Source organism: Klebsiella variicola (genome assembly GCF_000828055.2).
GTDB lineage: Bacteria > Pseudomonadota > Gammaproteobacteria > Enterobacterales > Enterobacteriaceae > Klebsiella > Klebsiella variicola.
On sequence record NZ_CP010523.2, the window covers coordinates 156,976 to 175,694 of the forward strand.

General features: G+C 58.1%; 19 protein-coding genes. 8 read left to right on the top strand and 11 right to left on the bottom strand.

The window, feature by feature from the left end:
- Positions 1-12: 12 nt before the first annotated feature.
- Entirely contained in the window at positions 13-1,038 is a 1,026-nt protein-coding gene (gene tdh / locus SP68_RS00730; protein WP_004205051.1) for an L-threonine 3-dehydrogenase, read from the top strand.
- 220 nt (positions 1,039-1,258) lie between these two features.
- Positions 1,259-1,996: a glycosyltransferase family 2 protein gene (locus tag SP68_RS00735; RefSeq protein ID WP_230131485.1), complete on the top strand. Its 738-nt coding sequence runs from the start codon at positions 1,259-1,261 to the stop codon at positions 1,994-1,996.
- Between the two features lie 5 nt (positions 1,997-2,001).
- Here SP68_RS00735 and SP68_RS00740 read toward each other — a convergent pair whose 3' ends face one another.
- The 3 genes from SP68_RS00740 to gpmM are packed head-to-tail and all read right to left on the bottom strand — an operon-like array spanning position 2,002 to position 5,787.
- On the bottom strand, positions 2,002-2,958 hold the full coding sequence (locus tag SP68_RS00740; RefSeq protein ID WP_040969180.1) for a divergent polysaccharide deacetylase family protein: 957 nt from the start codon (positions 2,956-2,958) through the stop codon (positions 2,002-2,004).
- Positions 2,959-2,961: 3 nt separating this feature from the next.
- Entirely contained in the window at positions 2,962-4,233 is a 1,272-nt protein-coding gene (envC, locus tag SP68_RS00745; RefSeq protein ID WP_008806853.1) for a murein hydrolase activator EnvC, read from the bottom strand.
- Positions 4,234-4,242: 9 nt separating this feature from the next.
- Complete coding sequence (gene gpmM, locus SP68_RS00750) at positions 4,243-5,787, bottom strand: 2,3-bisphosphoglycerate-independent phosphoglycerate mutase (protein WP_008806854.1); 1,545 nt, start codon at positions 5,785-5,787, stop codon at positions 4,243-4,245.
- Between the two features lie 245 nt (positions 5,788-6,032).
- On the opposite strand from gpmM, the gene SP68_RS00755 reads away from it, so the two are divergent.
- The 5 genes from SP68_RS00755 to cysE all read left to right on the top strand — a co-directional run bounded on the left by SP68_RS00755 (position 6,033) and on the right by cysE (position 9,262).
- Positions 6,033-6,464: a rhodanese-like domain-containing protein gene (locus SP68_RS00755; RefSeq protein ID WP_008806855.1), complete on the top strand. Its 432-nt coding sequence runs from the start codon at positions 6,033-6,035 to the stop codon at positions 6,462-6,464.
- A 104-nt stretch (positions 6,465-6,568) separates the two neighbouring features.
- Positions 6,569-6,820 carry a glutaredoxin 3 gene (gene grxC / locus SP68_RS00760; RefSeq protein WP_008806856.1) on the top strand — a complete coding sequence of 84 codons (252 nt, stop codon included), beginning with the start codon at positions 6,569-6,571 and terminating at the stop codon, positions 6,818-6,820.
- Positions 6,821-6,880: 60 nt separating this feature from the next.
- On the top strand, positions 6,881-7,348 hold the full coding sequence (gene secB, locus SP68_RS00765) for a protein-export chaperone SecB (RefSeq protein WP_002922428.1): 468 nt from the start codon (positions 6,881-6,883) through the stop codon (positions 7,346-7,348).
- A complete protein-coding gene (gene gpsA, locus SP68_RS00770; RefSeq protein WP_008806857.1) occupies positions 7,348-8,367 on the top strand; it encodes an NAD(P)H-dependent glycerol-3-phosphate dehydrogenase in 1,020 nt (339 codons plus the stop codon). Before secB ends, gpsA begins: the two co-directional genes overlap by 1 nt.
- A 73-nt stretch (positions 8,368-8,440) precedes the next feature.
- On the top strand, positions 8,441-9,262 hold the full coding sequence (gene cysE / locus SP68_RS00775) for a serine O-acetyltransferase (RefSeq protein ID WP_002922426.1): 822 nt from the start codon (positions 8,441-8,443) through the stop codon (positions 9,260-9,262).
- Positions 9,263-9,343: 81 nt separating this feature from the next.
- Here the strand turns inward: cysE and trmL are convergent, their stop codons facing one another.
- The 5 genes from trmL to SP68_RS00800 all read right to left on the bottom strand — a co-directional run bounded on the left by trmL (position 9,344) and on the right by SP68_RS00800 (position 14,325).
- Positions 9,344-9,817, bottom strand: a complete 474-nt coding sequence (gene trmL / locus SP68_RS00780; RefSeq protein WP_004205043.1) for a tRNA (uridine(34)/cytosine(34)/5-carboxymethylaminomethyluridine(34)-2'-O)-methyltransferase TrmL — start codon at positions 9,815-9,817, stop codon at positions 9,344-9,346.
- A gap of 251 nt (positions 9,818-10,068) precedes the next feature.
- Complete coding sequence (lldD, locus tag SP68_RS00785; protein ID WP_008806858.1) at positions 10,069-11,253, bottom strand: FMN-dependent L-lactate dehydrogenase LldD; 1,185 nt, start codon at positions 11,251-11,253, stop codon at positions 10,069-10,071.
- Entirely contained in the window at positions 11,253-12,026 is a 774-nt protein-coding gene (gene lldR / locus SP68_RS00790) for a transcriptional regulator LldR (protein ID WP_040969179.1), read from the bottom strand. The genes lldD and lldR overlap by 1 nt, the downstream gene beginning before the upstream one ends.
- The gene (gene lldP, locus SP68_RS00795; protein ID WP_008806860.1) at positions 12,023-13,678 is read right to left on the bottom strand and encodes an L-lactate permease; all 1,656 of its coding nucleotides are present in this window, start codon (positions 13,676-13,678) and stop codon (positions 12,023-12,025) included. Before lldP ends, lldR begins: the two co-directional genes overlap by 4 nt.
- A gap of 284 nt (positions 13,679-13,962) precedes the next feature.
- Positions 13,963-14,325 (bottom strand): YibL family ribosome-associated protein, encoded by a 363-nt coding sequence (locus tag SP68_RS00800; protein ID WP_008806861.1) that lies wholly within the window; start codon positions 14,323-14,325, stop codon positions 13,963-13,965.
- Positions 14,326-14,597: 272 nt separating this feature from the next.
- Between SP68_RS00800 and SP68_RS00805 the strand changes: the two genes are divergently transcribed.
- Positions 14,598-14,822, top strand: coding sequence for a hypothetical protein (locus SP68_RS00805; protein ID WP_012540317.1), 225 nt, complete (start codon positions 14,598-14,600; stop codon positions 14,820-14,822).
- Here SP68_RS00805 and mtlR read toward each other — a convergent pair.
- The 3 genes from mtlR to mtlA all read right to left on the bottom strand — a co-directional run bounded on the left by mtlR (position 14,811) and on the right by mtlA (position 18,565).
- Positions 14,811-15,407, bottom strand: a complete 597-nt coding sequence (mtlR, locus tag SP68_RS00810) for a mannitol operon repressor MtlR (RefSeq protein ID WP_002922401.1) — start codon at positions 15,405-15,407, stop codon at positions 14,811-14,813. The genes SP68_RS00805 and mtlR overlap by 12 nt on opposite strands.
- On the bottom strand, positions 15,407-16,555 hold the full coding sequence (mtlD, locus tag SP68_RS00815) for a mannitol-1-phosphate 5-dehydrogenase (RefSeq protein WP_008806863.1): 1,149 nt from the start codon (positions 16,553-16,555) through the stop codon (positions 15,407-15,409). The genes mtlR and mtlD overlap by 1 nt, the downstream gene beginning before the upstream one ends.
- A gap of 102 nt (positions 16,556-16,657) precedes the next feature.
- Positions 16,658-18,565: a PTS mannitol transporter subunit IICBA gene (mtlA, locus tag SP68_RS00820; RefSeq protein ID WP_004173919.1), complete on the bottom strand. Its 1,908-nt coding sequence runs from the start codon at positions 18,563-18,565 to the stop codon at positions 16,658-16,660.
- Positions 18,566-18,719 lie beyond the last annotated feature (154 nt).

Genomic DNA, 18,719 nt, shown 5'->3' on the forward strand with positions numbered 1-18,719 from the left:
TAAGGGTGTGAGATGAAAGCGTTATCCAAACTGAAAGCGGAAGAAGGCATCTGGATGACCGACGTACCGGAACCGGAAGTCGGCCATAACGATCTGCTGATTAAAATCCGCAAGACTGCTATTTGCGGAACCGACGTGCACATCTACAACTGGGATGAGTGGTCGCAGAAGACCATTCCGGTGCCGATGGTGGTCGGTCACGAATACGTCGGCGAAGTGGTGGGGATTGGTCAGGAAGTGCGCGGCTTTAAGATTGGCGACCGCGTCTCCGGCGAAGGGCATATCACCTGCGGCCACTGCCGCAACTGCCGCGCGGGCCGCACCCATTTGTGCCGCAACACCATCGGCGTGGGCGTTAACCGCCCGGGCTGCTTTGCCGAGTATCTGGTGATCCCGGCTTTTAACGCCTTTAAAATCCCCGACAATATCTCTGATGACCTGGCGTCTATCTTCGACCCGTTCGGCAACGCGGTGCACACCGCGCTCTCCTTCGATCTGGTCGGGGAAGATGTACTGGTTTCCGGCGCCGGTCCGATCGGCGTGATGGCGGCGGCGGTGGCGAAACACGTCGGCGCGCGTAACGTGGTGATCACCGACGTCAACGAGTACCGTCTGGAGCTGGCGCGCAAAATGGGCGTCACCCGCGCGGTGAACGTGGCGAAAGAGAACCTCAACGACGTGATGGCCGAGCTGGGCATGACCGAAGGTTTCGACGTGGGCCTGGAGATGTCCGGCGCGCCGCCGGCGTTTCGCAGCATGCTCGATACCATGAACCACGGCGGCCGTATCGCGATGCTGGGTATCCCGCCGTCGGATATGTCCATCGACTGGACCAAGGTCATCTTCAAAGGGCTGTTTATTAAAGGGATCTATGGTCGCGAAATGTTCGAAACCTGGTACAAAATGGCGGCGCTGATCCAGTCTGGTCTGGACCTTTCACCGATCATCACCCACCGCTTCGGCATTGATGATTTCCAGAAAGGTTTTGACGCGATGCGCTCCGGCCAGTCCGGTAAAGTGGTTCTGAGCTGGGAATAACGCCTCCGGGCTGTTGTAAAAATCAGCAAAAAAGGCGCCTGCGGGCGCCTTAATTTAGATTTGGATAACATTTTTAGCCTGCTTAATATTAAGCGCACAATTTCTACATCGATTTTACGGTTATTCGCTTATACAGTGTGTTTAGTCGCGGTTTAACTTTGTAACTATCATGCTTAAACTCTCCGTATGCTTACTGACCTGTAACTCTGCGCGCCTGCTGATGGAGGTGCTGCCGCCGCTGCTGAAGGTGGCCGATGAATGTATCGTCGTCGACTCCGGCAGCACCGACGAAACGGTCTCTATTTGTCAGCAGTTTGGCCTCACCGTCCATCATCATGCCTATAAAGCCCACGGCGCCCAGATGAACTACGCCATCGGGCTGGCCAGCCATGACTGGGTGCTGTGTATGGATAGCGATGAGATTCTTGATAATGACGTAGTGGCGGCCATTCAGGCGCTAAAAGCGGGGGAGGAGCCGGACCCAACCTGCGCCTGGCGTCTGCCGCGCTACTGGTTTGTGCTCGGCACGCAGGTGCGAACGATCTACCCTATTTCTTCGCCGGATTACCCGGTGCGTCTCTTTAACCGCCAGCAGGCGCGGTTTAACGACCGGCCGGTGGATGACCAGGTGGTCGGACACGCACGCTCCGTCAGGCTGCCGGGCTTTGTACGCCATGACACCTTTTATTCGCTGCATGAAGTGTTTAATAAGCTGAACAGCTATACCACCCGGCTGGTGAAGTACCAGCAGATCAAACCTTCGCTGACGCGGGGGATCGTCAGCGCCATTGGCGCTTTCTTTAAGTGGTATCTCTTTAGCGGAGCGTGGCGCTTTGGCAAAGTCGGCGTGGTCACCGGCCTGTACGCCACGTTTTACAGCTTTCTCAAATATTTTAAGGCGTGGTACGCCCACGAAGATAACCAGGCGCCCGTCGCGCAAAAGCGAACGGACCCCTGAGTGGTCTAGTTGCCGGGATTGTCCCAGCCTTGCCATTTGAGGCGATAGTACTGGACCAGCGCGCTCTGGCTGATGCTGTCGCTGAGGATAGTGAAGAAGCGGCTGGCGTTCACGGGCTCCAGCGGGCGCTTCGGCTTGCAATACTTCACGCCGTGGAACGGATTGCGCGGTTTCTGCGGCGTTGGCAGCGTTTGTTGCGCAGGCGGCTGAGCATAGTTTGGCGTCGAGTTGTCGACCTGTGGCTCGTTGAGCAGGCTGCTCGGGCGCACCAGCGTGATATCCGGCGGCAGGTTATAGACCATCTGCTGCAGCACCCGCACCGTTGTCGGATGCGGATGGCCAATGGCTATCGCCGAACCGTTGCGCCGCGCCAGGGCGATGGCGCGATTGAACTGGTTGCGGATATCGGCTTCATTCTGCGTATCGTCAAGAAACACCTTGCGCTTAATCACCTTCACCCCGGTGCCCTGCGCGGCGCGCATGGCTTGGGTGTTGCCGATGGTGACGCTATCGAGAAAATAGAGATTGTAGCGCTCCAGGGCCTGCATCACCTTCTGCATACCAAACAGGTTGGAGGTCATCGCGCTGCCCATATGGTTATTCAGCCCGACGGCGTAGGGAACTTTGCCGTAAGCCTCGCGAATGATGCGCTCGATCTCCTCGCTGCTCATTTCGGGACGCAGGGTGTCTTTTTCCAGCGGCTGTTTGCTGAGCGGCGCCATCGGCAGGTGGATGAGCACTTCATGGCCCAGATTATGCGCTTTCGTGGCCATTTCCCGGGCGTGCGGCGCGTTCGGCAGCACGGCGACGGAGATAGTTGACGGCAGCGCCAGCACCTGATTCTCGGTCTGCGGGCGGTAGCCAAAATCGTCAATAACGATGGAGAGTTTGCCAGCGAACGCTGGCGCCGCCAGAGCCAGCGAACCGGCTACGGCAAGAGCAATTGCGCGAAATTGAAGCAAAACTTATCTTCCCAACCACGGCTGTGGATTGACCGCCTGACCCTGGCGGCGAATTTCGAAATAGAGCGACGGACGGCCCTGACCGCCGCTGCTGCCTACGAGCGCGATAGGCTGACCAGCACGAACCTGCGTACCGACGCTGACCAGCGCGCTTTGGTTATAGCCATACAGGCTCATGTCGCCTTTGCCATGTTCGACCACCACCACCAGACCATAGCCCTGCAGCCAGTCGGCCAGAATGACCCGACCATCGGCAATGGCTCTGACTTCGGTGCCTTCAGACGCGGCGATAACCATCCCTTTCCAACGTAGTTCACCTTGCAGCTGTTCGCCATATCGATGAAGGAGCGGACCGCGAACCGGCCAGAACGCCTGGCCGCGCGGCGAGCCCAGCCCGCCGGTGCGTGACATCAGCGAACGCTCGCTTTCCGTTGGTTTATAGGTGGTGCCTTTGCGCGATGCTTCCTGCTGGCGGTCGCGCACCGCCTGCGCATCGCGAGCTTCCCGATCGGCTCGGGCTTTGGCGGCAGCCTCCGCCTGGGCGATACGACCGCGTAGGCGCGATTCGTTAGCCCGCAATTCACTTAACTGTTGCTGACCCTGCTGAATGGCGGACTCCAGACCGGAAAGGGTCTTTTTCCGTTCGTTACGCGCCTGCTCCAGCTTCGCCTGCTGGGCTTTTTGCTCGTAGACCAGCGTCTGCTGCTGGCTCTGCTTCTCTTCGAGCATCGACTTTTGCACCGCCATCTCTTCGCGCGTTTTCTTCAGCTCCGCAATAGTCTCCTGACGGGCCTGGTTGAAATAGCTGAAGTAGACCTGCATCCGCTGATTGCGCTGGCCCTCTTCACCGCTCAGCACCATCTGGATGCCGGTATGCGGCCCCTGGCGGAACGCGGCGTCAAGCTGCGCAGCGAGGTTACGCTCCTGAGACGCGCGCTGACGCTCCAGCTTCGCGAGAGAAGCGTTCATCTCGTCAATCTGCTTATTGAGCTGGTTCAGGCTGTCCTGGGTTTCACGCAGTTTGCGGGCCGCGGCGGCGATCGCCTCTTCCTGCGCTTTGAGCTGGGCGAGCAGGCTTGCGCGCTGCTGCTGCTGTTGCTTAATCGCCCGCTGCCTGGCGGCGATGTCGGCCTGGATGGACTTTAGCTGATCGCGATCGTCGGCGTGCGCAGATGACGCGCACAGCAATACGCCAGCGCTGAGCGCGCTGGCGTAAAGGACGGATCGAACTGCCGTTGCGATCCATGTAGTTGAATACGTCGCCTTTCCCCTCATGGGGAAGGATTATTCCACGATGAACAGCGGCTTGCCAGTCATCTCTTGCGGGATTTCCATTCCCATCAGCGACAGCATGGTCGGGGCGATGTCGGAAAGTTTACCGCCATTGACCGCTTTGACCGCTTTGTTACCGACGTAGATCAGCGGAACCGGCAGGTTGGTATGGGCGGTGTGCGCCTGACCGGTGGCCGGGTCGCGCATCTGCTCGGCGTTGCCGTGGTCGGCGGTGATCAGCAACTGGCCGCCAACGGATTCCACTGCCTGAGTCACCTGGTCGATGCAGTGATCCAGCGCTTCAACCGCTTTCACTGCCGCTTCCATCACCCCGGTATGGCCAACCATATCGCCGTTCGGGTAGTTACAGATGATGGTGTCGTATTTGCCACCTTTGATGGCGGCGACCAGTTTCTCGGTCAGCTCGGCGGAGCTCATTTCTGGCTGCAGATCGTAGGTTGCCACTTTTGGTGAGTTAATCAGAATACGCTCTTCGCCTTTAAACGGCTCTTCTACGCCGCCGTTGAAGAAGAAAGTCACGTGAGCGTATTTCTCGGTTTCGGAGATGCGCAGCTGGGTTTTATCGTGCTTCGCCATCCACTCGCCGAAGGTGTTAGCGAGTGAGGCGGGCGGATAAGCGCAGGCGACTTTGATGTCGGCGGCGTATTCGGTGAGCATCACGAAGTCGAGGTTAACCACTTTCTTACGCGCGAAGCCGTCGAAGTCGGCGTTGACGAAGGCGCGGGTGATTTCACGCGCGCGGTCAGCACGGAAGTTCATGAAGATCAGCGCGTCGCCGTCTTCCATCGCGGCATCGGCCTGGCCGGCGGCGCGGATAACGGTGGCTTTGACGAATTCGTCGTTTTCGTCACGGGCGTAGGCGGCCTGCAGACCCGCGACGGCGGTATCGGCCTGGAATTCGCCTTTCGCCAGGGTCATCAGATCATAAGCTTGTTCCACGCGATCCCAGCGGTTATCGCGATCCATGGCATAGTAGCGGCCAATAATAGACGCGATGCGGCCTTTGCCCAGCGCGGCAAATTTGGCTTCGAATGTCGCCAGCGTTTTTTCCGCGCTGCGCGGCGGCGTATCACGGCCATCAAGGAAGGCGTGCAGATAGATTTTCTCAGCGCCGCGCTCTGCTGCCAGCTCCACCATCGCCATGATGTGATCTTCGTGGCTGTGGACGCCGCCCGGAGACATCAGGCCCATGATGTGGACCGCTTTACCGGCGGCAACCGCTTTGTCGACCGCGGCGGTGAGTACCGGGTTGGCGAAGAAGGTGCGTTCTTTAATTTCAACATCGAGACGGGTCAGGTCCTGGTAGACGATACGACCGGCGCCCAGGTTGACGTGGCCTACTTCGGAGTTCCCCATCTGACGGTCCGGCAGGCCGACTTCCAGGCCAGATGCATCGATCAGGGTATGCGGACGTTTGGCCCACAGGGCGTCCATTACCGGCGTTTTAGCGCTGTAAATGGCGTTATCCTGTTGGTCTTCGCGATAGCCGTAGCCATCCAGAATCACCAGTACCATAGGTTTTTTAGAAACCGACATTGCGACAACCTCATGCTCAAAGACAGAAATTTTGCGTAATTTTACTACAGCTGAATCGTTTAAATCCCCGTGAAAGATCAAAGAAAGGGAAGGGGCGGCGTCAGAGGCGATGATGAAGGCGGCTTTTTTTTCGTGACCGCCCGCAGAAAATACATTACATCGCGCTCACTGGCTGTATTTGCCGCAATGCACAGGTATACTCCTTCCCTGGTTTTTTATCACTTAGTCGGGAGTTGTAACCCCCCATGCAAGAAATTATGCAATTCATCGGCCGTCACCCGGTCCTGAGCATCGCGTGGATCGCGCTGCTGGGTGCGGTACTGTTCACCACCTTTAAAGGGTTGATGTCGAAAGTTAAAGTCATCACCCGTGGTGAAGCGACGCGTCTTATCAATAAAGAAGATGCGGTGGTGGTCGACCTGCGTCAGCGTGACGATTTCCGTAAAGGCCATATTGCCGGCGCCATCAACCTGCTGCCTGCCGATATCAAAGCCAATAACGTCGGCGAGTTGGAAAAACACAAATCGCAACCCATTATTGTGGTAGACGGTTCCGGCATGCAGGCGCAAGAGCCAGCCAGCGCGCTGAACAAAGCCGGGTTTGAAAAAGTCTTTGTACTGAAAGAGGGCATCGCAGGCTGGAGCGGCGAAAACCTTCCTCTGGTACGCGGCAAATAACTTACCTCGCGTGGTAATGCCGCCGCGCTTTCCCCTTCATGCCTGACGTGAGGGGAAGCTCAGGCTGCGGCGTAAAACCCCAGGGTAAAAACAGGAGTAAAGTCATGGCCAATATTGAGATCTACACCAAAGCGACCTGCCCGTTCTGCGTACGCGCGAAAGCGCTGTTGAACAGCAAAGGCGTAACGTTCCATGAGTTGCCGATCGATGGCGATGCCGCGAAGCGTGAGGAGATGATCCAGCGCAGCGGACGGACGACGGTTCCGCAGATTTTTATTGATGCGCAGCACATTGGCGGCTGTGACGACTTGTATGCGCTTGATTCACGTGGTGGACTTGATCCCCTCTTGCGCTAATTTTTGCGCGCTTTCCCTGGCGGAAGCGCGTATTTAAGGACAACACGAAAGGGTTTTACTATGTCAGAACAAAACAGCACCGAAATGACCTTCCAGATCCAGCGTATCTATACCAAAGATATCTCTTTTGAAGCGCCGAACGCGCCGCAAGTTTTCCAGAAAGACTGGCAGCCGGAAGTTAAACTTGATCTGGATACCGCCTCCACCCAGCTGGCTGAAGGCGTTTATGAAGTGGTGCTGCGTGTGACCGTGACCGCCGCGCTGGGCGAAGAAACCGCGTTCCTCTGTGAAGTACAGCAGGGCGGTATTTTCTCCATCGACGGCATCGAAGGCACCCAGATGGCGCACTGCCTCGGCGCATACTGCCCGAACATTCTGTTCCCGTACGCGCGTGAGTGCATCACCAGCCTGGTTTCCCGCGGCACCTTCCCGCAACTTAACCTTGCGCCAGTGAACTTCGACGCGCTGTTTATGAACTATCTGCAGCAGCAGGCTGGCGAAGGTGCTGAACAACATCAGGATGCCTGATGAACGCACTTAATGCTGCAATGACTGTGATCGGTGCCGGCTCTTACGGCACCGCTCTTGCCATCACCCTGGCAAGAAATGGCCACCACGTTGTGCTCTGGGGCCATGACCCGAAACATATCGCGACGCTGCAACACGATCGCTGCAACGCCGCGTTCCTTCCCGATGTGCCTTTCCCGGATACGCTGCATCTTGAGAGCGACCTGGCCACCGCGCTGGCCGCCAGCCGCGACATCCTTGTCGTGGTGCCAAGCCATGTGTTCGGCCAGGTATTACGTCAGATTAAACCGCTGATGCGTCCCGACGCACGTCTGGTGTGGGCGACCAAAGGCCTCGAGGCTGAAACCGGCCGCCTGCTGCAGGACGTAGCGCGTGAAGCGCTGGGCGATGATATCCCGCTGGCGGTGATCTCGGGGCCAACCTTCGCCAAGGAGCTGGCCGCCGGTCTGCCGACGGCGATTTCGCTGGCAGCGACGGATCCGCAGTTTGCCGAGGATCTGCAGCACCTGCTGCACTGCGGCAAAAGTTTCCGCGTCTACATCAATCCGGACTTTATCGGCGTGCAGCTCGGCGGCGCGGTGAAAAACGTCATTGCCATCGGGGCCGGTATGTCGGATGGCATCGGCTTCGGCGCCAATGCGCGTACGGCGCTGATTACCCGTGGGCTGGTGGAAATGTCCCGTCTCGGCGCGGCGCTGGGCGCCGATCCGGAAACCTTTATGGGCATGGCCGGTCTCGGTGACCTGGTGCTCACCTGCACCGACAACCAGTCCCGTAACCGTCGCTTCGGCATGATGCTCGGCCAGGGTATGGACGTGCAGAGCGCCCAGGACAAGATTGGCCAGGTGGTCGAAGGCTACCGCAATACCAAGGAGGTTCGTGTTTTGGCACAGCGTTTAGGTGTCGAAATGCCAATAACCGAGGAAATTTATCAGGTATTGTATTGCGGAAAAATTGCGCGCGAGGCAGCATTGACCTTATTGGGTCGCGCCCGCAAGGACGAGCGCAGCAGCAATTAGCTTTCCTTTGTCACCTGAATGACCCTGCCAGCGCAGAACTGGCAGGTCATTATCATATCGTCTGGAGTATGCAATGCCGTGTGAAGAACTGGATATCGTCTGGAATAATATTAAAGCCGAAGCCCGGGCTCTGGCTGACTGTGAGCCGATGCTCGCCAGTTTTTACCACGCTACGCTACTCAAGCATGAAAATCTGGGCAGTGCGCTGAGCTATATGCTGGCCAACAAGCTGGCCTCGCCGATTATGCCAGCGATCGCCATTCGCGAAGTGGTGGAAGAGGCCTATGCCGCCGATCCGGAAATGATCGCCTCCGCCGCCTGCGATATTCAGGCGGTGCGCACGCGCGACCCGGCGGTGGATAAATACTCCACGCCGCTGCTCTACCTGAAGGGTTTCCATGCGCTGCAGGCCTACCGTATCGGCCACTGGCTGTGGACTCAGGGCCGACGTGCGCTGGCGATTTTCCTGCAAAATCAGGTCTCCGTCTCCTTCCAGGTGGATATCCACCCGGCGGCGAAAATCGGCCGCGGGATCATGCTCGACCACGCCACCGGCATTGTGGTCGGCGAAACGGCGGTGATTGAAGATGACGTCTCTATCCTGCAGTCGGTCACCCTCGGCGGTACCGGTAAAACCAGCGGCGACCGTCACCCGAAAATTCGCGAAGGCGTGATGATTGGCGCCGGGGCGAAGATCCTCGGTAATATCGAAGTGGGACGTGGGGCGAAGATTGGCGCCGGTTCGGTGGTATTGCAGCCGGTTCCGCCGCACACCACCGCGGCGGGCGTACCGGCGCGCATCGTTGGCAAGCCGGAGAGCGACAAGCCGGCGATGGACATGGATCAGCATTTCAACGGCATCCACCACACCTTCGAGTACGGCGACGGGATTTGATGTATTGCCATTTGCCGCTGTTAAGCTTAGATATGTAGCCCGGATAAGGCGCGGTGCGCCGCCATCCGGGAATGGCTCAGGTTAGCTGCGCAACACGGCGCCCGGATACCCCAGCTGGCGCCAGGCTTCATACACCACCACCGACACCGCGTTGGACAGGTTCATGCTGCGGCTGTCCGGCATCATCGGAATACGGATTTTCTGCTCTGGCGGCAGGGCATCGAGGATGCTGGCCGGCAGACCGCGGGTTTCCGGGCCAAACATCAAGAAATCGCCATCCTGATAGCTCACTGCGCTGTGCGCCGGCGTGCCTTTGGTGGTCAGGGCGAACAACCGCTGTGGCTGCGCGCTGGCGAGAAACGCCGCGTAATCCGCATGGCGCTGCACGGCAGTGAACTCGTGATAGTCCAGTCCGGCGCGTCTCAGGCGTTTATCGTCCCAGGTAAAGCCCATCGGCTCAATGATATGCAGACTGAAGCCCGTGTTGGCGCACAGGCGGATAATATTCCCGGTGTTCGGCGGGATCTCTGGTTCGAATAACACGATGTTCAGCATACTGCCCCCTTAATTGCGGGGGGCAGAATAGCAGATATTTGGCGAACCCTCACCCCGGCCCTCTCCCTGAGGGAGAGGGGGAAAACCGGCGCCGGTCGGTGGATCGGAGGGTGCGGGTAAAGGACTCACCCATCAGTCGATACTTCTCGTGGACAGAGGCTCAGGGAAACGCCGCCGCTAACCTGTCTGCCGGACAGTCCCCTCTCCCTTTGGGAGAGGGTTAGGGTGAGGGGAGAGAATGACGCCGCCGCCTACGCGGCGTTATTCTGCTTGAGCGCATCGAAGGTCTGCAGCGCTTCGGCGTTCTGCACCAGCGAATCACGGCTGATTTCACGGATGGTTTTCGCCCCGGTCAGGGTCATCGCCACTTTCATTTCTTTTTCGATCAGGTTCAGCAGATTCGCCACGCCCTGCTTACCGTGGGTCGCCAGGGCGTACAGGTAAGCGCGGCCCAGTAGCACGCTGTCGGCGCCCAGGGCGATCATCCGCACCACGTCGAGCCCGTTGCGGATGCCGCTGTCGGCGAGAATGGTAATGTCGCCTTTCACCGCGTCGGCAATTGCCGGCAGGGCGCGGGCCGAGGAGAGCACGCCATCGAGCTGGCGGCCGCCGTGGTTAGAGACCACAATGCCGTCAGCGCCGAAGCGCACCGCGTCGCGGGCGTCCTCCGGATCGAGGATCCCTTTGATCACCATCGGACCGTCCCAGAAATCGCGGATCCACTCGAGGTCTTTCCATGAAATCGACGGATCGAAGTTATTCGCCAGCCAGCCGATGTAATCCTCCAGACCGGTCGGTTGGCCGAGATAGGCGGAGATATTGCCCAGATCGTGCGGGCGACCGTTAAGGCCGACGTCCCACGCCCACTGCGGATGAGTCACCGCCTGCCAGTAGCGGCGCAGGGCGGCGTTCGGGCCGCTCATGCCGGAATGGGCGTCGCGGTAGCGGGCGCCAGGGGTCGGCATATCGACGGTAAAGACCAGCGTCGAGCAGCCGGCGGCCTTGGCGCGCTCCAGCGCATTGCGCATAAAGCCGCGGTCGCGCAGGACGTATAACTGGAACCACATCGGGCGTTTGATGGTCGGGGCGACCTCTTCAATCGGGCAAACGGAAACGGTAGAGAGGGTGAACGGAATGCCTTTGTCGTCCGCCGCGCCGGCGGCCTGCACTTCGCCGCGGCGAGCGTACATGCCGCACAGCCCGACCGGCGCCAGCGCCGTCGGCATCGCCAGCTTCTCATTGAACAGAGTGGTCTCGAGACTCAGATCCGACATATTGCGCAAAATACGCTGGCGCAAGGCCACATCGGACAGGTCCTCGACGTTACGGCGCAGGGTATGTTCGGCGTAGGCGCCGCCGTCGATATAGTGGAACAGAAACGGCGGCAGGATACGCTGTGCGGCGGCGCGATAGTCGCTGGCGGCGGAAATAATCATCACGAGTTCTCCCTGGAATTTTCATTGTGGTCACCGGGCAGGCGGGTAATTCGCGCCTGGCGGGCCTGGTCTTCATCAAAACGTTTAATCGTGGCGTGGACAAAACCTAAGTGGCCCATCATCGCCTGGCGCGCCGCCTCGGCGTCACCGGCAACAATAGCCTCCATAACGGCCTGGTGCTGTTCAGTCAGGCGGGCAAACACCGGCGGCACCAGATACATGCGCTGGCGGCTCTGCTTAACGGAGGAGTGCAGCAGGTCGAAAAAACCGCGCATGGTTTGCAGGTGCACCACGTTATGCGAGGCTTCGGCGATGGCCAGATGGAAGCGGACATCCGCCTGCGAGGCGATATCCGGATCTTCACTCTGGGTCGCTTCAAAGCACAGACGAATTTTTTCTTTATCGGCGTCGGTGGCCCGCATCGCTGCGTGCCACGCGGTGCTGGCCTCGATGGCGTGGCGGGCTTCGAGGATGTCGAAGCTGTAGTCCGGGTCATCGGCCAGCAGCGTCTTCAGCGGCTGGACGATGTTTTGCTCCGACCACGGTTCATGCTGCCAGCGGACGAAGGTGCCGCCGCCGCGACGGCTCAGCAGCACGCCTTCATTGACCAGCATCGCCAGCGCTTCGCGCAGGGAATTGCGCGAGACGCCGAGCTGGGCGGCGAGCTGGCGTTCAGCGGGCAGTCGCATGCCCGCCTCCAGCTGTTGTTCTTCAATCAGCGCCCGGACGCGACGCGCCACGTCGTCGGCCAGGCGTTTAGGCATCACTATCACGGGATCATCCAGGTTAAAACGTAGGCCTGCAGCGTGGTGATCAGGCCCACCATGCAGGTGAAGATCAGGCTGTGTTTGACGGTAAAGCGGAACAGATCCGACTCTTTACCCACCAGGCCTACCGCGGCGCAGGCGATGGCGATCGACTGAGGGGAAATCATCTTGCCGGTGACACCGCCGGTGGTGTTGGCCGCGACCAGCAGAATATCGGAGACGCCAATCTGCTGCGCGGCCGTTGCCTGCAGTGCGGCGAACAGGGCGTTAGACGAGGTGTCCGAACCGGTCAGGAATACCCCCAGCCAGCCAAGGAACGGCGAGAAGAAGGTAAACGCGTGGCCGGTATGCGCCAGCGCCAGGGCCAGGGTCGACGACAGCCCGGAGTAGTTGGAGATAAAGGCGAACGCCAGCACCATGCCGATAGAGTAGATCGGCAGCGCCAGATCCTTCAGCGTCCCGGCGAAGGTGGTCAGCGCGTCTTTTGGCTTCATGCGCAGCCAGACGATGGACAGCAGGGCGGCGAACAGAATGGCGGTGCCGGTTGCCGACAGCCAGTCGAATTTATACACCGCGGCGTATGGCGTCGCGGCGCTAACTACCGGCGGCATACGGGCAACCATTTTGTCGAGGAACGGCACCGAAATATTGATGACGAAGTCATACATTGCGCCGCCCGGTGCGAACAGCGCTTTAAACGGCGGTACGCTCCACAGGGTCACGGTGGCGGTCAGGAACAGGAACGGCGACCAGGCGCGGATCACTTGTCCCGCCGTGTAGCGGGTGCGGGCCAGCGTCATATCCACCTGCGAGGCGCCGATATCGCCGAAGCGGAAGATGCGTACCGGCTGCCAGCGTTTGAGGAACAGGGTCAGACAGACCAGGGAGACCAGCGACGAGATGATGTCCGGCAGCTCCGGGCCAAGGAAGTTAGAGCTGAGGTACTGGGCAATAGCGAACGAACCGCCTGCCACCATCACCGCCGGCCAGGTCTCTTTGATGCCGCGCCAGCCATCCATGATGGCCATGATCCAGAACAGGACGATAATGGTCAGGAACGGCAGCTGGCGGCCCACCATCTGGCCGATAGCAAAGCTGTCGATACCGGTCACCTGGCCGGCGACCAGGATCGGGATGCCCATCGCGCCAAAGGCCACCGGCGCGGTGTTGACGATCAGGCACAGGCCAGCCGCATACAGCGGGTTAAACCCAAGGCCGACCAGCAGCGCGGCGGTAATCGCCACCGGCGCGCCGAAACCCGCCGCCCCTTCGAGAAAGGCGCCGAACGAGAAGCCGACGATCAGCATCTGCAGGCGCTGGTCCGGCGTAATCGACAGAATCGATGAGCGGATGATGTCGAACTGCCCGGTCTTCACCGAGATTTTATAGACGAAGACCGCGGCGATAATAATCCACGCGATAGGCCACAGGCCGTAGAAGAAGCCGTAGACCACCGAGGCTAAGGCGCGGTCCACCGGCATTTTATAGAACAGCAAGGCGACGGCCAGCGCAATAGCGACGGTCCAGGTGGCTGCGAGGTAGCCTTTCAGTTTGAGCTTAATCAGCGCAAAAAAGAAAAACAGAATCGGTAGCGATGCGATAAGACTGGATAACCAGATATTACCGGCGGGATCGTAGTTTTGTTGCCAGAGATTCATGCAGGGTCTCCATCGGGCCGCCAGGAGAGGAGGGCTGAGTCTGCGCTCATTGCCGATCCCATCGTAGGTAAAATTGGCCCGGCCAATTAAGGGTGTCAGGGTTGATGACAACGAATGGTTAATCAGATGTTGCTCTTAAGCAACGTATTTGTGATGTATTTTGATGGATTTGTGAACTGCTGGGGGGTAGATGTAATTATTGGTTGGACCAATCGACCTGGCTGAGGGTAAAAATGTGGGAAGTGAAGACAGAATGACCCTCTCCGGGCGGAGAGGGCAGGGGATCAGAATTCGCTGCGGGCGAAACCGGTCATCTCTTTCAGACCCATTTCCCGGCCCAGGGCGGTCATCGGATGGACGACCACCAGACCGCGAACGCTTTTCTTCAGCTTGCCCATATCGGCCTGCTCTTTTTTGGTGATCGCGCGGCGGAACGGCAGGCTCATTAGTTTCTGCGCCTCTTTGCTCAGCTTCTGGCTCTGGACGGAACGCAGACGTTCAATCTCCGCTTCCAGGGTGGCTTTTTCTTTTTCCAGCTCGGCGTATTTGTCGGCGGCTTCCACCAGCGACAGCTCGGCCTGCTGATGGCGGATGGCGTCGAGACGGTCGCTCAGGCGCTTGATTTCATTCTTTTCGACTTCTTTCATGATAACTTAATCTGTTAATAAAGGGGCTTCATTCGCCTATAGTATGTGCTGTGACCGTCATTGTTGATAGCTATTTATCAAAAATTCGCCGTTTATCGCCCGCAGAATGCTATACCAGCGATCGCTAATAATTTGAATTTTATTAATATTCCGCCTAATACCCGTTCTAATTTCATTTCTGTGAAGCCCGTCGGCAGATAAGCACGTTTTCCTTAACCCGCGCTGGTGATTTGGCTAATGCTTAATCAGATTATTCCCAAAAGGAGGACGTGATGGCAAAGATCGGCGACGGCGTACCACGTTTAATCGATAAAGCGGTTGATTTTATGGCTTCCAGTCAGGCGTTTATGGAGTATTTGAAAAAATCTCCGCGTCTGCAGCATATACCGCGAGATATTCCCCAGGATAAGGAAGCGTTGTTTCTGCAGCGTCTGGAATATTATCGTCAGCTTTACCGGCCGACCTGCGACCAGACGGAGCCGGAGTCAGAGCGTTGATTTCTGGAAGGCTTTTTTTAAGCTGATTCGCGAAATCAGCTCAGTCAGGGACAACACCATTGTTGAGCGCACCATCTGCTGGTAACGCAGCTTCTGCATTGCCAGCAGTTCGGCATCGCTGTCATCAAACTGCGGCGTTGGCGGCAGGGCGGCGACGCAGTGCAGCTCGCCGAACGGACCGATAATTTCGTCGTCGGTAAAGCTGTACTCATTGCCGTCGTGGTTAAGCTCTTCGCGCAGGGCCATCAGAAGTTCGGCGTCTTCATATTCGGCACGACTTATCACCCCAAGGCCATAAATCAGCTTCAGGCGTACAGAGAGATCGCCGAGCGGCCCGCTGCCCTCCAGCAAGGGCTCGACGGCGTATTTCACCGCGTAGTCGTCTTTACGGAACACCTGAAGCACCAGAATATTGACCGCTTCCGTTAACAGTTCGACGGTGGCGATCAGGAAGCTTCGTACGGTTTTGCCAGCATTCAGACGCTCAAGCACACGGTTTTCAAATGCTTGTGTTTCTTCCATCATTGCCTGCATATCTGACAGGAGTCGTAATGGGCGCGACGTTGGTCGCGCCAGGTTGTGCATCATTTTTCCGCGTTGTAGTCGTTAACGGCCTCCGCGACGACATCACTTGCGGCATCCAGGCCGGAAATCTGCGCCAGCGCGGCCTGCGGCCCCTTGTCGGCGATCAGTGCCGCCAGCTCCTGCGCCTGCGGATCGTCTTCGCTACGGAAATGCATCGCCGCTGCAATCCCTTTCACCAGGTTGCGGTGCGGCAGACCGTATTCCAGGGTACCCAGCAGCGGCTTAATTAAACGGTCGCCAGCGCTCAGTTTGCGCAGCGGCTGACGGCCAACGCGCTCAACATCGTCTTTCAGGTACGGGTTCTCGAAACGTCCAAGAATTTTCTGGATATAAGCCGCGTGTTTCTGCGGGTCAAAGGCGTAACGTTTGATCAGCACCGCGCCGCTCTCTTCCATCGCGCCCTGCACGACGGCACGAATTTTCTCGTCGAGGATCGCGTCGCGAATCGTCTGGTGGCCCGCCAGTTTTCCGAGGTAGGCGGTTATAGCATGCCCGGTGTTCAAGGTGAAGAGCTTGCGTTCGACAAATGCCATCAGGTTATCAGTTAATTCCATTCCCGGGATAGTCGGCAGCGCTCCTTTGAACTGCGTCTTATCGACAATCCACTCGCTGAAGGTTTCCACGGTGACTTCCAGCGGGTCATGGGTGGCGGAAGCCGATGGCGGCACAATACGGTCAACGGCTGAGTCGACAAAGCCGATATGGGCTTCAACCCACGCTTTATCTTCTTCCGCCAGCGCGTTAAACACGTGGCCTTTTAACTGCGTGGTGCCGCGCACCATATTTTCGCAGGCGATAATGTTCAGCGGACGTTCGCTGCCCTGCGCTTTGCGCTTCGCCAGTCCTTTGGCGATGGCCGGGGCGATGCGCTCAAGTACGACGGGACCGACGGCGGTGGTGACCAGATCCACCTCAGCGATCAGGTCCACAACCTCATCGCCGATGCTGCTGACGGCATTGACGCCGGAGACAGTATCCACCTGCTCGTTCTCACCGACGACGTGAACCTGATAGCTATGACGGGCATTCAGGGCATCAAGTACGGTCTGATTGACATCGGCGAACGTCAGTTCAATGCCCGCGTCGGCCAGCAATTTACCGATAAAGCCACGTCCGATATTACCTGCGCCAAAATGTAATGCTTTCATAGTATTAACCTTCAATTAATGTTTTTACCTGAGAGGGCTGGGGTGAGGCTTTTCCCCTCACCCAAACCCTCTCCCAAAGGGAGAGGGAATGGACCGTTTTGGTTATTTATTCAACAGTGCCAGAACTTCGTCGACGCTGGTGGTTTTCGCCAGGCGCTCAATCACGGTTTCGTCATCCAGGGCGTTAGTCAGGCTGGTGATAACCTGAATATGCTCGTTGTTGCGGGCCGCGATGCCGATGACCAGACGGGCGACATCGTCTTCATCTTCCCCAAAGCGCACGCCTTCCGGGTACTGGCAGAAGACGACGCCGGTTTTCAGCACACGGTCTTTCGCTTCGATGGTGCCGTGCGGTACCGCGATGGACTCGCCGAGATAGGTCGAGGTCAGTTTTTCGCGGTCCAGCATCGCCTGCACATATTCCGGCTCGACGTAGCCGCCTTTCACCAGCTGCTCGCCGGCGAAGCGAATGGCTTCTTCTTTGGTGGCTGCTTTGCGCCCGAGGAAGATGTTATCCGCACCCAACTGGAACAGGTTTTTGTCGCCATCATCAAAGCTGTCTTTCAGGCTATCGGTAACTTTCACTTCATTCTCGATGTGGCGCTGGGCCGCGACCAGACGCTCAGTCAGGCTGGTGTACAGACCGCTGTCGAGGAAGTTGGTCAGCGAAATATGCTGCGCCTGTGGTACCTGGCGCATCGCCCGCTCGGTCAGGTCACGGTGAGTGATGACCAGGTCAACATCCGGCGGCAGGTTATTGATCGCGCTGTTGGTAACCGAGATGTTACTCAGTCCGGCATCCTGCACTTTCTTGCGCAGCACCCCGGCACCCATGGCGCTGGAACCCATCCCGGCGTCGCAGGCGACGATGATTTTACGCACATGGCTCAGGTCGTTGGTGACATTACCGGCCGCCAGCGGGCTGGCGCCTTTGGATTCCGCTTTCATGTCATGCATACGACGCGTCGCGGCTTCGATATCGTCTTCTTCTTTTACCTTGCTGGTCTTCAGCAGAACCGCAGAGACCACGAAGGAGACCGCCATCGCTGCGATAATCGCGGCGATGTTAGCGAAGTAGGCGCCTTTCGGCGTCATCGCCAGCACCGCCAGGATAGAGCCTGGGGAAGCCGGAGAGACCAGACCGCCATTGAGGATGGTCAGGGTGAAGACACCGGTCATCCCGCCGAGGATAACGGCCAGGATCAGACGTGGGTTCATCAGCACGTACGGGAAGTAGATTTCATGGATACCCCCCAGGAAGTGGATGATAGCCGCCCCGCCTGCTGACTGTTTTGCGCTGCCGCGACCAAAGAACATGTACGCCAGCAGTACGCCCATCCCCGGGCCCGGGTTAGCTTCAATCAGGAAGAAGATAGATTTACCCAGCTCGTGGGACTGCTGAATACCCAGCGGCGAGAAGATACCGTGGTTAATGGCGTTATTGAGGAACAGGATTTTTGCCGGTTCCACGAAGATAGACGCCAGCGGCAGCATGTCGTGCGCCACCATAAAGTTAACGCCAGCCGCCAGAATTTTCGACAGAACTTCAACCGCCGGGCCAATGCCGAGGAAGGCCAGAATGGCGAGGATCATCCCGATGATGCCAGCGGAGAAGTTATTCACCAGCATTTCAAAACCGGATTTGATCTTACCGTCTACCCAGTTATCGAACTTCTTGATGCAGTAGCCGCCCAGCGGGCCGGCAATCATTGAGCCGAGGAACATCGGCATATCCGCGCCGACGATAACGCCCATGGTGGTGATCGCCCCGACCACGCCACCACGTTCGCCGCCGACTAATTTACCGCCGGTGTAACCGATCAGCAGCGGCAGCAGGTAGGTGATCATCGGACCGACCAGCTTCGCCAGCGTTTCGTTTGGCAACCACCCTGTCGGAATGAAAAGCGCGGTGATGATACCCCACGCGATAAACGCGCCGATATTCGGCATCACCATATTGCTGAGGAAACGACCAAAGCTTTGCACCTTGATCTTGATATCGGATGACATAAAACACCCCTTCTTCTGTTTTGCGTATCGCGCAGGCTTAAAGCCCGAGGTTTGTTGTTAATGTGGCGGCAGAGGTAGCCGGGCCCTGATTGATAGTGCGAAATCTGGCACTGAATCGTTTAGCTGTCCAGCCAGCGCCCTTTTGTGTGACACG

Bases quoted from the DNA above. Each gene is read 5' to 3' on its own strand.
- tdh (WP_004205051.1), top strand. From the start codon at position 13: ATGAAAGCGTTATCCAAACTGAAAGCGGAAGAAGGCATCTGGATGACC.
- SP68_RS00735 (WP_230131485.1), top strand. From the start codon at position 1,259: ATGGAGGTGCTGCCGCCGCTGCTGAAGGTGGCCGATGAATGTATCGTC.
- envC (WP_008806853.1), bottom strand. From the start codon at position 4,233: ATGAGGGGAAAGGCGACGTATTCAACTACATGGATCGCAACGGCAGTT.
- gpmM (WP_008806854.1), bottom strand. From the start codon at position 5,787: ATGTCGGTTTCTAAAAAACCTATGGTACTGGTGATTCTGGATGGCTAC.
- SP68_RS00755 (WP_008806855.1), top strand. From the start codon at position 6,033: ATGCAAGAAATTATGCAATTCATCGGCCGTCACCCGGTCCTGAGCATC.
- grxC (WP_008806856.1), top strand. From the start codon at position 6,569: ATGGCCAATATTGAGATCTACACCAAAGCGACCTGCCCGTTCTGCGTA.
- secB (WP_002922428.1), top strand. From the start codon at position 6,881: ATGTCAGAACAAAACAGCACCGAAATGACCTTCCAGATCCAGCGTATC.
- gpsA (WP_008806857.1), top strand. From the start codon at position 7,348: ATGAACGCACTTAATGCTGCAATGACTGTGATCGGTGCCGGCTCTTAC.
- cysE (WP_002922426.1), top strand. From the start codon at position 8,441: ATGCCGTGTGAAGAACTGGATATCGTCTGGAATAATATTAAAGCCGAA.
- trmL (WP_004205043.1), bottom strand. From the start codon at position 9,817: ATGCTGAACATCGTGTTATTCGAACCAGAGATCCCGCCGAACACCGGG.
- lldD (WP_008806858.1), bottom strand. From the start codon at position 11,253: ATGATTATTTCCGCCGCCAGCGACTATCGCGCCGCCGCACAGCGTATC.
- lldP (WP_008806860.1), bottom strand. From the start codon at position 13,678: ATGAATCTCTGGCAACAAAACTACGATCCCGCCGGTAATATCTGGTTA.
- SP68_RS00800 (WP_008806861.1), bottom strand. From the start codon at position 14,325: ATGAAAGAAGTCGAAAAGAATGAAATCAAGCGCCTGAGCGACCGTCTC.
- SP68_RS00805 (WP_012540317.1), top strand. From the start codon at position 14,598: ATGGCAAAGATCGGCGACGGCGTACCACGTTTAATCGATAAAGCGGTT.
- mtlR (WP_002922401.1), bottom strand. From the start codon at position 15,407: ATGCACAACCTGGCGCGACCAACGTCGCGCCCATTACGACTCCTGTCA.
- mtlD (WP_008806863.1), bottom strand. From the start codon at position 16,555: ATGAAAGCATTACATTTTGGCGCAGGTAATATCGGACGTGGCTTTATC.
- mtlA (WP_004173919.1), bottom strand. From the start codon at position 18,565: ATGTCATCCGATATCAAGATCAAGGTGCAAAGCTTTGGTCGTTTCCTC.